This window comes from Amycolatopsis mongoliensis (assembly GCF_030285665.1).
Lineage (GTDB): Bacteria > Actinomycetota > Actinomycetes > Mycobacteriales > Pseudonocardiaceae > Amycolatopsis > Amycolatopsis mongoliensis.
Genome location: NZ_CP127295.1, coordinates 5,636,077 through 5,648,085, shown reverse-complemented (window position 1 = coordinate 5,648,085; position 12,009 = coordinate 5,636,077). Strand labels below are relative to the sequence as shown.

General features: G+C 73.6%; 13 protein-coding genes and 1 pseudogene. 2 read left to right on the top strand and 12 right to left on the bottom strand.

Annotated elements, in window-relative coordinates:
* Positions 1-150: 150 nt before the first annotated feature.
* Positions 151-639, top strand: coding sequence for a transcriptional regulator BldD (gene bldD / locus QRX60_RS27520; protein ID WP_003096372.1), 489 nt, complete (start codon positions 151-153; stop codon positions 637-639).
* Between the two features lie 87 nt (positions 640-726).
* On the opposite strand, the gene nusB is transcribed toward bldD, so the two are convergent.
* The 3 genes from nusB to QRX60_RS27505 are packed head-to-tail and all read right to left on the bottom strand — an operon-like array spanning position 727 to position 2,880.
* Positions 727-1,182, bottom strand: a complete 456-nt coding sequence (gene nusB, locus QRX60_RS27515; protein WP_285994327.1) for a transcription antitermination factor NusB — start codon at positions 1,180-1,182, stop codon at positions 727-729.
* Positions 1,182-1,745, bottom strand: a complete 564-nt coding sequence (gene efp / locus QRX60_RS27510; RefSeq protein WP_285994326.1) for an elongation factor P — start codon at positions 1,743-1,745, stop codon at positions 1,182-1,184. Before efp ends, nusB begins: the two co-directional genes overlap by 1 nt.
* 46 nt (positions 1,746-1,791) lie before the next feature.
* Positions 1,792-2,880 carry a M24 family metallopeptidase gene (locus tag QRX60_RS27505; protein ID WP_285994325.1) on the bottom strand — a complete coding sequence of 363 codons (1,089 nt, stop codon included), beginning with the start codon at positions 2,878-2,880 and terminating at the stop codon, positions 1,792-1,794.
* A 90-nt stretch (positions 2,881-2,970) separates the two neighbouring features.
* On the opposite strand from QRX60_RS27505, the pseudogene QRX60_RS27500 reads away from it, so the two are divergent.
* Positions 2,971-3,447 (top strand): annotated as a pseudogene (locus QRX60_RS27500) (B-4DMT family transporter); the annotation flags it as partial.
* Between the two features lie 354 nt (positions 3,448-3,801).
* Here the strand turns inward: QRX60_RS27500 and QRX60_RS27495 are convergent.
* From QRX60_RS27495 to QRX60_RS27455, 9 genes are all read right to left on the bottom strand, one after another.
* Positions 3,802-5,283 carry a glycoside hydrolase family protein gene (locus QRX60_RS27495; RefSeq protein ID WP_285994323.1) on the bottom strand — a complete coding sequence of 494 codons (1,482 nt, stop codon included), beginning with the start codon at positions 5,281-5,283 and terminating at the stop codon, positions 3,802-3,804.
* Positions 5,284-5,667: 384 nt separating this feature from the next.
* A complete protein-coding gene (locus tag QRX60_RS27490; protein WP_285994322.1) occupies positions 5,668-6,582 on the bottom strand; it encodes a GNAT family N-acetyltransferase in 915 nt (304 codons plus the stop codon).
* The gene (aroQ, locus tag QRX60_RS27485) at positions 6,579-7,010 is read right to left on the bottom strand and encodes a type II 3-dehydroquinate dehydratase (RefSeq protein WP_285994321.1); all 432 of its coding nucleotides are present in this window, start codon (positions 7,008-7,010) and stop codon (positions 6,579-6,581) included. The genes QRX60_RS27490 and aroQ overlap by 4 nt, the downstream gene beginning before the upstream one ends.
* Entirely contained in the window at positions 7,007-8,116 is a 1,110-nt protein-coding gene (gene aroB, locus QRX60_RS27480) for a 3-dehydroquinate synthase (RefSeq protein WP_285994320.1), read from the bottom strand. The genes aroQ and aroB overlap by 4 nt, the downstream gene beginning before the upstream one ends.
* A gap of 8 nt (positions 8,117-8,124) precedes the next feature.
* On the bottom strand, positions 8,125-8,652 hold the full coding sequence (locus QRX60_RS27475; protein ID WP_456298897.1) for a shikimate kinase: 528 nt from the start codon (positions 8,650-8,652) through the stop codon (positions 8,125-8,127).
* Positions 8,646-9,833, bottom strand: a complete 1,188-nt coding sequence (aroC, locus tag QRX60_RS27470) for a chorismate synthase (RefSeq protein ID WP_285994318.1) — start codon at positions 9,831-9,833, stop codon at positions 8,646-8,648. Before aroC ends, QRX60_RS27475 begins: the two co-directional genes overlap by 7 nt.
* A 48-nt stretch (positions 9,834-9,881) precedes the next feature.
* Positions 9,882-10,502: a prepilin peptidase gene (locus QRX60_RS27465; protein ID WP_285994317.1), complete on the bottom strand. Its 621-nt coding sequence runs from the start codon at positions 10,500-10,502 to the stop codon at positions 9,882-9,884.
* Between the two features lie 355 nt (positions 10,503-10,857).
* Entirely contained in the window at positions 10,858-11,499 is a 642-nt protein-coding gene (locus tag QRX60_RS27460) for an anti-sigma factor family protein (RefSeq protein WP_285994316.1), read from the bottom strand.
* Positions 11,496-12,008: a sigma-70 family RNA polymerase sigma factor gene (locus QRX60_RS27455; RefSeq protein WP_285994315.1), complete on the bottom strand. Its 513-nt coding sequence runs from the start codon at positions 12,006-12,008 to the stop codon at positions 11,496-11,498. Before QRX60_RS27455 ends, QRX60_RS27460 begins: the two co-directional genes overlap by 4 nt.
* Position 12,009: the final 1 nt, after the last annotated feature.

Here is a 12,009-nt window from a genome sequence, read left to right as displayed (position 1 = left end):
AGTCTTCCGGGTGGTGTGGCGTGATTCGCGGCAAGCTCCTGCTTGACCTGGTGACAACAATGCGTAACCATTACTCTGAGTATTCGACTCGAAGAGTCCCCTGGACCGGTCACCCCGACCGGGAGGGGGTGGAGAACGGAGAACGACCAGATGGGCGATTACGCCAAGGCGCTCGGGGCCAAGCTCCGCGGGATCCGCCAGCAGCAGGGCCTGTCCCTGCACGGGGTCGAGCAGAAGTCCGGTGGGCGCTGGAAGGCCGTCGTCGTCGGCTCGTACGAGCGTGGCGACCGTGCCGTCACCGTGCAGAAGCTGGCCGAGCTGGCCGACTTCTACGGCGTGCCGGTGGTCGAGCTGCTGCCCGAGGGCCGGGTCCCCTCCGGCGCGGAGCCCGCCACCAAGATCGTGATCAACCTCGAGCGCCTGCAGCAGCTGCCGGCCGAAAAGGTGGGCCCGCTGGCCCGCTACGCGGCGACGATCCAGAGCCAGCGCGGCGACTACAACGGCAAGGTGCTCTCGATCCGCACCGAGGACCTGCGGTCCCTGGCGATCATCTACGACATGACCCCCGGCGAGCTGACCGAGCAGCTCATCGACTGGGGCGTGCTGCCGCCGGAGGCGCGGCCCTCCAAGGAGGACTGATCGCCCGATGTGCTGCACCGACGAGGTGAGCGTTCCCCGGTGGGGCACCGGAGACGCTCACTGACTCGTCGGGGGGCTTGCAGTACGTCAGAGCACGGCGCGGAGGCGGTCGGCGATCGTGCCGATCCGGCCCAGCACGCCGTTGACGAACCGCGGCGAATCGTCCGTGGACAGTTCCTTCGCCAGGCCGACGGCCTCGTCGATCGCGACCGGGTCCGGCACGTCCGCGGCCCAGAGCAGCTCGTAGACCCCGACCCGCAGCACCGCGAGGTCGACCTTCGGCATCCGCTCCACCGTCCAGCCCTGCGCGTGCTCGGCCAGCAGCTCGTCGATCTGCGCGCGGCGCCCGGTGACGCCCTCGACCAGGGTGATCGTGTAGTCCGCGATCGGGTCGACCTCAGTCGCGCCGACGCGGTCGGCCAGCAGCGTCACCGCGTCGGTGTCCCGCTGCGAGGCCTCGTACAGCATCTCCACCGCACGACGGCGCGCCTGCCGCCGGCTGATCGCGCCGCCGCGGTTGGGGTGGGGCTTCGACGTCGGCATCAGTTGGAGACGCGGCCCAGGTAACGGCCGTCACGGGTGTCGACCTTGATCTTCTCGCCGGTGGACAGGAACAGCGGGACCTGGATCTCCGCGCCGGTCTCCAGCGTCGCCGGCTTGGTGCCGCCGGTGGAGCGGTCGCCCTGCAGGCCGGGGTCGGTGTGCTGGACGACGATCTCGACCGACGTCGGGAGCTCGACGTACAGCGGCTCGTTCTCGTGCACCGCGACCTGGACCTCGGTGTTCTCCAGCATGTAGTTGGCGTTGTCGCCGACGACCTCGGCCGGGACCGTGATCTGGTCGTAGGTGTCGCCGTCCATGAACACGAAGTCCTGGCCGTCCTTGTACAGGTAGGTCATGTTCCGGCGGTCCACCGTGGCCGTCTCGACCTTCGTGCCCGCGTTGAACGTCTTGTCGACCACCTTGCCGGTGAGCACGTGCTTGAGCGTCGTGCGCACGAAGGCACCGCCCTTGCCGGGCTTGACGTGCTGGAACGCGGTGACGGTCCACAGCTGGCCCTCGAGGTTGAGGACGAGCCCGTTCTTCAGGTCGTTGGTCGTGGCCACGAGCTTGCAGTCTCCTGTGTCGAATCTTCGGGGTTCGGGGCCGCCGTCAGACGACCACGAGGTTCTTGGTGCTCAGGGTGAGGAGTTCGGGCTCCCCAGCCCGCACGACGAGCGTGTCCTCGATGCGCACGCCACCGCGCCCCGCGAGGTAGACGCCGGGCTCGACGGTGACCGCCATACCGGCGGACAGTGTACCGACGCCCGTCGCGGCGAAGCTGGGCGCCTCGTGGATCTGCAGGCCGACGCCGTGGCCGAGACCATGGGCGAAGTGCTCGCCGTGGCCCGCGTCCGCGATCACCTTCCGCGCCGCGGCGTCCACATCGGACACCTCGGCGCCCGGCACGACGGCGTCGACCCCGGCCGCCTGGGCGGCGTGCACGAGGTCGTACACCTCGCGCTGCCAGTCCGCGGGTTCGCCGAGGACGAAGGTGCGGGTCATGTCGGAGTGGTAACCGTCGACGGTCGCGCCGAAGTCCATCTTGACGAAGTCGCCGCGCTTCAGCTGGGCGTGCGTCGGCTGGTGGTGCGGGATGGCCGAGTGCGCACCGGCAGCGATGATGGAGGCGAAGCTGGGCTCGGCCGAACCGTGCTCCAGCATCCGGTTCTCCAGGTCACGGGCGATTTCCAGCTCGGTCCGGCCGGATCGCAGGCCCCCGGCGGCGAGCAGGTCGTCCAGCGCCCGGTCGGCGGCGGCGCACGCCTGGCGCAGCGCCTCGACCTCGGCTTCGTCCTTCACCAGCCGCAGCCGCTCGACCAGCCCCGGGGTCCGCTCCAGCTCCACCTGCGTCCGGAGCGCCTCGTACTCCTCGACGCTGACGTGCTGGCTCTCGAAGCCGACCCGCCCGTAGGTCTTGGTGTCCTTCGCGGCTTTCGCGACGAGGGCGGCGGCGCTGGCCCGGTCGACGACCTTGTCCAGGTCAGGCACCTCGGTGGCCGACTGCGTCGTGTAGCGGCCGTCGGTGCAGAAGAGCGTCTTCCCGTCGCCCTCGGCGTGCAGCAGCACGGCGGCGTTCGAGCCGGTGAACCCGGTGAGGTAGCGGATGTTGAGCAGATCGGTGACCAGCAGCGCGTCGACACCGGCTTCGGTCAGCAGCCCGCGCAGCGCCGCCCGGCGTCGTCCATGGGTTTCAGGCACTTCCCCAGCCTAGTGCGCACCGGACCGGACGTTCGTCGCGTTCCGTCGGTGGTGAAGCGACTCGCCAGTAGGCCGCCTACACTCCGCAGGATGAGCGCTTGGGTGATCCGCGGCCTCGGGATGGCGGTGCTGCACGGCGTGGCGCTGACGCTGCTGGCCAAGTACGCCGTCTACCACCCGACGGACCAGACGCTGGTGGTGTCGGTGGCCTTGGCGGTCCTGGTCGGCGCGGCGGCGCTGTGGAGTGCCCTGGACGCGTGGCGAGACCTCCCCGACCGCGGCCGCGCGTGGTTCATCGCGGCGCTGGTGACGGGGGTCGTGTCGGGGATCCTGTACGTGGTCGGGCGGGCTGTGTTCGTCGACCAGACGGGCGTGGCCGAGCTGAGCGGGGCCCTGACCGGCGGTGCGGCGTTCTCGGCGCTGCTGGTGCTGATTCCCGCCGGGCTCGGGTTGTTCGTGGGCGGGCGGATCGGAAGGTCCCAGCCGGCGGACGAGGAGGAGGCGGAAGCGCGCGAAGTGCCTTCGCCGCGCCCGCGCCGCCGATCCGGCGACGAACTGTCGCCGCGGCCGAGCCGCCGAGGTCAGGGGTCTGACGAGGAGCCCTCGCCCCGACCGCGCCGCCGTGGTCAGGTGTCCGACGAGGCACTCGCGCCGCCGTCGTCCCGCCGGGACGGGCCGTCCGACCAGGAACTCGCGCCGCGGCCGTCGCGCCGGATCCGGCCGCGCAGCCAGGAACCCCGCGCGTAGCTCACTCGGCGTGCCGGTTTCCGCTCGGTCCGGCACTCACCTCACCGGTCGACCGCGCCGCTGGCAGCGGCTGTCCCCGCCGCCGGGGACAGCGTCAGAGCCCGCTCGACGCCTTCCGCGCCGGCCGAGCGTCTGCCGGCGATCTCCCTCGGCGCCGGAGCCTGCTCCCCGGCGTCAGCCGACCAGCGAGGTGGCCTGCGGGGAGCCGTCCCACTGGGCGTCCGTCACCGGGTGCGCCGCCGAGCCGTTGCCCGCGATGATCCCCGCGTCCGGGACCCGCCACAGCCGGCGGTCGTCGAGGACCAGCGCGAACCCTCGGCCCGGCGCCTGGACCGCCTCCGCGCCCGAGCGCAGCCGCGTCGCCACCGGGAGCGCCGCCACCTCGGGCGGTTCCTTCTCCAGCAGCTCGCCGGCCAGGGCCGCGGCGACCCCGCGCCGGTCGACCCGGACCCGCTGCCCGGCGCGGACCAGGTCCATCGTCCGGTCCGGGGACGGCATCGTCACGCCGTCGAACGTCGCGGCCACCCGGCCCGCGTTCGCGCAGGCCTGGCTGCCGAGCAGGTCGAGCCCGAAGTGGCGCAGGCCGGTCGGCGCGCCGGCACCGCCGATCGTGGTGGCGCGCACGACGTCGAACGGCACCCGGTCGCACGGGGCGGCCGACGACAGCGGCGCGTGCCCGTCCGCGCGGCGCACCAGCCCCGGCCCCTCCTTCCACGGGCCTGGGACGACCACCGGCCGGTACGGGTTCTCGGTGAAGTCCGCGGTCCAGAACGTCAGCGTCGTCCCGGTGTCGGTCTCGTGCGCGATGACGAACGCGTCGAGCGCGCCCACCCACATCAGGTCGGCGCTGAACCCCTCGACCACCGACCGGCCGCGCGGCGCGGAGGTCGTGGGCACCGGCACGAACCCGCCGACGTCGAGGGCCTGCACCCCGGACCCGAACGCGGGATCGTGCGACCGGAGCACGAACTGCCCGGCGCCGTTCCGCGCCGCCGCGCGGCCGGTGGTGTCGGTGAACATCAGGTAGAACCAGCCGTCGAGGTAAACGGCCGAGGGCTGGCCGGCGCCGTAGACGTTGTCGCGGTGCACGTCGTGCGACGGCCCGAGGATCGGCTTCCCGCCGGCCGCGCGGGTCCAGTGCACGCCGTCGGGGCTGGTCGCGAGCCCGACGGCGTTGCCGAGCGCGTGGTCACCGGCCGCGCCGGTGTAGTACAGGTAGTAGGTCGTGCCGACGCGCAGCACCGACGGGTCGCAGGTGTGCATGCCGTCGAACTGCCCGGGCGCGCCGGAGAAGACGGCGGCCGGGATCCCGCCGTCCGGCCCGGCGAACGGCCCGTCGATCGACTGGGCCTGGGCGTAGAGGATGTCGTCGCCGGCGGGTCCGGCGCCGCCGTACTGGCTGCACCACCACATCCGGGTCTGCCCGCGGTCGAACATGACCGAAGGCCCGTAGTCGTAGACGGCGTCCGCCCCACCGGCGGCGATCACGCCACCACTCTCCCGGGGGTCACCCGAAGCGAGCTTGACATCGACCGGCCGGGGTGGAGCGCCGGTCTTCCCGCCGGCGATGGCCGGCTTGTCCCCCGCCGCCTGAGGTTGGGCGTAACCCTCGGTGCACCCCGCGACGAGCAGCCCGGCCAGCACACTGGCGAGCAAGGCACGAGCGGGTCGCCGACCCCCACGACGAAACGGGCGCACGGCATCGGAGTGTAGCGAGACGCACCCTGACCGAGTGACGGCACGCCTGGTCGACGGTCCCTCGATCGCGAGCAAGATCGCGGGCGCGGCAAGGGTTTTCCGAGAGTGCGCCGGTCAGACCCGGTGACGACCCGCTCCGGCGGCGGCCGGGTTTCGCCCGGCCGTCCCGGCGCTGGTCGACGGGCCTGGCGCCCCGGCAAAGGTCGGCGAGGCCACCGACCTGCGGCCGCCGAAGACATCCGCCCAGGCCCCCCATTTGCCGAGGGCCGCCGCCAGGGGCGCGATCGCGAAGCTCCCGTCAGACCCCCGCCGGCCGGAGGCAGCTCTCTCGCGAAGCTCGGGTCAGTCCGCGGCCTGCGGGCCTTCGAGCGCGACCAGCTCGACCTCGAAACCGGCCTCGTTCTCCAGGTAAGCCGCGTAGTGCGCTTCCCCGCCCGCGTACGGGTAGCGGTCGGCGAACAGCGGGCGCCAGCCGTGGTCCGCCGCCCGCTCGGCCAGGTCGTCGACCTGGGCTCGCGTTCCGACGTGCAGCGCCAGGTGGTTCAGGCCCGGCCGCGTGCGCTCGTGCTCCGGGGCGCTCATCGCCGGCGATGCCTCCACCACGACGTACGTCCCGCCGAGCCGCCAGCTGACGCCCGCCGGCCAGCGCTGGAACTCCGTCCACCCCAGCTCGCCGAGCAGCCAGCCCCAGCTCCGCTCGGCCTCGGCGAGGTCCGGCACCCACAGCTCGACGTGGTGCGGCCGCCCGGCCACCGGTGCCAGGGACACCAGCACGCGGTGCAGGTCGCCGTAGTGGATGCCGCTGCCGACGTCGAGGAAGCCCAGCCGGGCCGCCACCCTGCGGCTCGCCGCGTTGTTCTCGTGCACCAGCGCCCAGACCGCCGGGAGCCCGAGCGCGTGGAGGCCGTGATCCAGCACCGCCTGGGCCGCTTCGGTCGCCAGGCCCTGCCCCGCGTACGCGCTCGCGACGTAGTAGCCCAGCTCGGCCACCCCGCCGGGCAGTTCCGACGACGGGCGCAGGTGCGCGACGCCGATCACCTCGCCGTCGCGCTCGATCACCCAGTGCCCCTGGCCGGCCGGGCCGCGGTAGGCCAGCCGGCGGTCGACCATCGCGCTCGCCGCCGCCGGGTCGGAGAAGTCCGCGGCGAAGAACCGGCTCATCTCCGGGTCGGAGAACACCTTCACGACGGCTTCGCGGTCCGCCTCGACCAGCTGACGCAGCCGCAGCCGCGCCGTGGTCAGCGTCGGCAGCGTCATCCCGGGTGCGCGGCGAGCCACCGCAGGGCGAGCGGGTAGCCGTCGACCCCGAGACCGGCGATCACCGCGGTCGCGATGTCCGACAGCACGCTGTGGTGCCGGAACGCCTCCCGCTTGTGCACGTTCGAGATGTGCAGCTCGATCAGCGGCGCGGACAGCTGCGCGGCGGCGTCGCGCACCGCGATCGAGTAGTGCGTCCACGCGCCGGCGTTGAGCACCACCGGGTTCCCGCCGTCGGCGGCTTCGTGCAGCCAGCCGACCATTTCGCCTTCGTGGTCGGTCTGCCGGACCTCGACCTCGATCCCCAGCTCCGCGCCCGTCTTGACGCACAGCGCCGCGAGGTCGTCGTGGGTGGTCGAGCCGTAGACCGACGGCTCGCGCTTGCCGAGCCGCCCGAGATTGGGACCGTTGAACACGAACGCCTTCACAGCAGCACGCTCCCGCCGCTCTTCTGCGCGTCCGCCGCGATCGCCGAATAGGCGGCCGCGAGGAGCGACGGGTCCGGCCCTTCCAGCCGGCCGGGCTTGGCCAGGCCGTCGAGGACGACGAACCGCAGCACACCGGACCGGGTCTTCTTGTCGCCCTTCATGGTTTCCAACAGCTGGGGCAGCGCGTCGGCGTCGTAGGTCGTCGGCAGGCCGAGCAGCTTCAGCACGGCGGCGTGGCGCTCGGCGGTGGCGTCGTCGAGCCGCCCGGCCAGCCGCGCCAGCTCGGCGGCGAACACCAGGCCGACGCTCACCGCGGCGCCGTGGCGCCACCGGTACCGCTCGCGGCGCTCGATGGCGTGGCCGAGGGTGTGGCCGTAGTTGAGGATCTCGCGCAGATCGGACTCGCGCAGGTCGGCGGCCACGACGTCGGCCTTGACCTGGATCGACCGGCGGACCAGCTCGGCCAGCACGTCGCCGCTCGCGTCGAGCGCCCCGGCCGGGTCGGCCTCGATCAGCTCGAGGATCCGCGGATCGGCGATGAAGCCCGTCTTCACGACCTCGGCCATCCCGGCGACGAGCTCGTTCGGCGGCAGCGTCTCGAGCGTCGCGAGGTCGACGAACACCGCGCTCGGCTCGTGGAACACCCCGACGAGGTTCTTGCCCGCCTCGGTGTTGATGCCGGTCTTGCCGCCGACCGCGGCGTCGACCATGCCGAGCAGCGTCGTCGGCACGTTGACCAGCCGGACCCCGCGCATCCACGTGCCCGCGACGAACCCGGCGAGGTCGGTGACGGCGCCGCCGCCGAGGCCGACCACGACCCCGCGGCGGTCCAGCCCGATCCGGCCGAGCACCTCCCAGCAGAAGCTCGCGACGGTGAGCGCCTTGCCGTCCTCGGCGTCGGGGATCTCGACGCGGTGCGCGTCGAGCCCGGCCGCGATCAGCTCCTCGCGGATGGCCTCGGCCGTGGTGGTCAGCGTGGGCGGGTGGATCAGCGCGATCTTCGACGCGTCGGTCAGCTGCGCGGTGAGGTCGCCGAGCAGGCCGCGGCCGACCACGACGTCGTAGGGACGGGCGGTGGCGACGGGGATGCGCACCGGATCGGACACGGGGTGACTCACTCCTTGGCTTCGGCGGGGACGGCGAGCTGGGCCGCCAGGCCCGCGACGATCTCGGCGGGCGTCCGGTCGTCGGTGGCGACCTCGACGGTGGCGACCTCGCGGTAGACGGGCACCCGCTCGTCGAGCAGTTTCTTGAACGTGGCGCGGGGGTTCACCCCGGCCAGCAGCGGCCGCGCGGACGACAGGCCGGTGCGCTGCACGCCGGCGGCGAGGCCGACGTTGAGGAACACGACGGTGTGCCCGGCCAGCCGCGCGCGGGTGCCCGGGGTGAGCGGGGCGCCGCCGCCGAGGGAGAGCACGCCGTCGTGCTCCGCCAGCGCCGTGGCGACCGCTTCTTCTTCCAGCGCGCGGAAAGCGGGTTCGCCGTCTTCCGCGAAGATGTCGGAGATGCTGCGCCCGGTGCGCGCCACGATGTCGTCGTCGCTGTCGCGGAACACGACGCCGAGCGCGGCCGCCAGCAGCGGGCCGACCGTGCTCTTGCCCGAGCCGGGCGGGCCGACGATCACCGCGCGAGGGCTCACCAGCGCTCCTCGAGGGCCTTGAGGTACCCCTCGGCGTTGCGCTTGCTCTCGGCGAGGGAGTCGCCGCCGAACTTCTCGAGCGCGGCGTCGGCGAGGACGAGCGCCACGACCGACTCCAGCACGACCCCGGCACGCGGCACCGCGCAGACGTCGGACCGCTGGTGGATGGCGACGGCGGGCTCGCCGGTCTTGACGTCCACAGTGGACAGTGCTTTCGGGACGGTCGAGATCGGCTTCATCGCGACGCGCACCCGGAGTGGCTCGCCGTTGGTGATGCCGCCTTCGAGGCCGCCCGCGCGGTTGGACCGGCGGGTGACGCCGACCGGGCCGGTGCCGCGGTCGATCTCGTCGTGCGCCTGGCTCCCCCACCGGCGGGCGGTGGTGAAGCCGTCGCCGACCTCGACGCCCTTCATGGCCTGGACGCCCATCAGCGCGCCGGCGAGCCGGGCGTCGAGCCGGCGGTCCCAGTGGACGTGGGAGCCGAGGCCCGGCGGGAGGCCGTAGGCGAGGACCTCGATCACGCCGCCGACGGTGTCGCCCGCCTTCCGCACGGCGTCGACCTCGGCGACCATCGCGTCGGTGCCCTCCTGGCTGAAGGCGCGCACCGGGCTCTCGTCGATGGCGGCCAGGTCGGCGGCGACCGGCAGCGGGCCTTCGGGGGCGTCGGCCCCGCCGATCGAGACGACATGGCTGAGGATCTCGACGCCGAGCAGTTGCTTCAGGAAGTTCCGCGCGACGGTGCCGAGCGCGGTCCGCGACGCCGTCTCCCGCGCACTGGCCCGCTCCAGGACGGGGCGCGCCTCGTCGAAGCCGTACTTCTGCATGCCGGGCAGGTCGGCGTGGCCGGGGCGGGGCCGGGTGAGCGGCTCGTTGCGGGCCAGGCCTTCGAGGATCTGCGGGTCGACCGGATCGGCCGCCATGACCTGCTCCCACTTGGGCCACTCGGCGTTCTCGATCTGGATCGCGACCGGGCCGCCCTGGGTGAGGCCGTGGCGCACGCCGCCGAGGAAGTCGATGTGGTCGGTCTCGAAGCCCATCCGCGGGCTGCGCCCGAAGCCCAGGCGGCGGCGGGCAAGCTGCTCGGTGACGTCGGCGGTGGTGACGCCGACGCCGGCGGGCATGCCTTCGAGCACGGCGGCCAGCGCGGGTCCGTGCGATTCACCTGCGGTGATCCAGCGCAACATGGGCTCAATCCTGTCACGGGGGCCGGGCGGGCCCGAAGAGTGTTCCGGTCATGGCGCACCCGGGAAGAGGGCGCACAGCCAGGTGGCGGTGAGCAGGGCCGGACCGTGGGGCACCCGGCCCGCTCTCCGCAGGAGCGCGACGGCCAGGCTGAGGAGCGCCGCCAGCACGGCCGCGACGGCGAGGGCGGGCCAGCCGGCCGCGCCCAGCACGGCGCCGAGGCTGCCGGACAGCTTCACGTCGCCGGCGCCGAGGCTGGGTGGCGCGGCTCTCCGGACCGCCGCGTGGGCGCCGCCGAACAGCAGGGCACCGGCGGCGGCGCGCACGGCGAGCGACGGACCACCACCGCCCAGCGCGGCCGCTCCCACGGCGGCGCCGAAGAGCGGGTACGCGGGCAGGGTGAGCACGTCCGGCAACCGGAGGTGGCGCAGGTCGGCCAGGACGAGCGGGACGGCGACGACGGTCAGCACCAGCGGGACGGGCAGCCACCAGATGGGCCAGCCGCCCGCCAGCCAGCGCGCGGTGACGGCCGCGGCACCGAAGGCGGACAGAGCGGCGGCTGCCGGCACCGGGACGGGAGCCGCGACGCGGCGGAGCAGGCGCGCCGCGGGTGGCGCGGTGACCGCTCCGGCGGCCGCCACGGTGATGAGGAGCAAGATCGGCGGGGGCATGGGTCCAGGGTGCTGCGGACGGGCTGAGCTGGGCAAATGCCGGGCGTAGCGAACGGTCCGTTCGCTGCGTTCCGGGCCGGGTTTCACTCCTGTGGGCGACACGCGAGACACGAGACCTCGCCCCGGTCGAACAGGTCGACTCGCGCACTTGGAAGGTCGGCTCGCGTGATCGGGGTGTCGGCTCGCGTGTCGGGAGAGTCGACACGTGACTGGAGAGTCGGCTCGCGTGACTGGAGAGTCGGCTCGCGTGACGGGGAGGTCGACACGCGTGATTGGGGGGTCGACACGGGCGGAGCGGCGGGAGACCAGGTGGCTCGTCCGGGGCCCCCTGCGCCCCGGACGAGCCACCACCCCTTCACAAAGTCAGCCTGAGCAGCGCCTTCCCGCTCCCCCCGCGCACCTCCAGCGCCGCCAGATCGGTCCGCTTCAACGCCGTGCCGATCACGATGCGGGCCGTGTTGTCCGGGACCGCCTTCCACGTCGCCAGCTGGGTCTCGGCCCCGGAACGCGAGATCGCCACCAGGACGTACTCGCCGCTGCTGCGCTCGCCCGTGTAGCTGCACGACATGTCCACCTGCGTGCCCCACTCGAACGCGTCCAGGCGGGCGTCCGCGCGGACCGGGAACTGGCCCAGCGCCGTCATCGCGATCGACGGCGGCGGGGCCGCCGGAGGCCACGACGCCACCACCGCCAGCGCCACGCACGCCGACACCGCCAGCGCGGCCGACACCGACGTCACCGCGGTGCGGATCCGGCGGCCGCGCCGGACACGGCGAAGCACCGTCGGCAGCAGGTCCGGTGGGGGCGGCCCCGCGTCCGGCAGGACGGCCGGGGCGTCGACCCGGGCCAGCAGCCCCGGCAGCCCCGCCAGCTCGCGCACCGACGCCGCGCACCGGTCGCAGGTCCGCAGGTGCTGCTCGAAGCGCTGCCGGTCCTCGGGGGCAAGCGCCCCGAGCACGTACGCCGCGTCGAACGTCGCGAACGGGTCCTCGCTCACTGGGTCACCCCCCTCTCCTCGAGCACCAGGCGCAGGGCGCGCAACGCGTAGTGCGTCCGGGACTTGACCGTCCCTTCGGCCACGCCCAGCCGCATCGCCGCGTCCGCCACGGAATAGCCCTGGAAGTAACACAGCACCAGCACCTCGCGGTGCCGCTCGGACAGCTCGGCGAGCGCCTCGGCGACCAGCCAGCCCTGCACCGCGCGGTCGGTGCCGTCGCCGACGGCCCGCTCCGGCGGCCGGTCGGTCACCACCTCCGAGCGGGCCGACGCCGAGCGCCAGCCGTCGATCGCGATGCGCCGCGCGACCGTGAACAGCCACGCCCGCGCCGAGCCCTGCGACTGGTCCAGCACCGCCGTGGACCGCCAGGCGCGCAGCAGCGTCTCCTGGACGACGTCCTCGGCCCGGATCCGGTCGCCGGAGGTCAGGTGGAGCGCGTACGACCACAGCGCGGCCGCGTGCTCCTCGTGCAGCGCGCGCATCAGCGCGTCTTCGGCGACTTCCCCCACG

What these genes read in the sequence shown, in the direction of transcription:
- bldD (WP_003096372.1), top strand. Translation starts at nt 151, where the DNA reads ATGGGCGATTACGCCAAGGCGCTCGGGGCCAAGCTCCGCGGGATCCGC.
- nusB (WP_285994327.1), bottom strand. Translation starts at nt 1,182, where the DNA reads ATGCCGACGTCGAAGCCCCACCCCAACCGCGGCGGCGCGATCAGCCGG.
- QRX60_RS27490 (WP_285994322.1), bottom strand. Translation starts at nt 6,582, where the DNA reads ATGACGCTGCCGACGCTGACCACGGCGCGGCTGCGGCTGCGTCAGCTG.
- aroC (WP_285994318.1), bottom strand. Translation starts at nt 9,833, where the DNA reads ATGTTGCGCTGGATCACCGCAGGTGAATCGCACGGACCCGCGCTGGCC.
- QRX60_RS27465 (WP_285994317.1), bottom strand. Translation starts at nt 10,502, where the DNA reads ATGCCCCCGCCGATCTTGCTCCTCATCACCGTGGCGGCCGCCGGAGCG.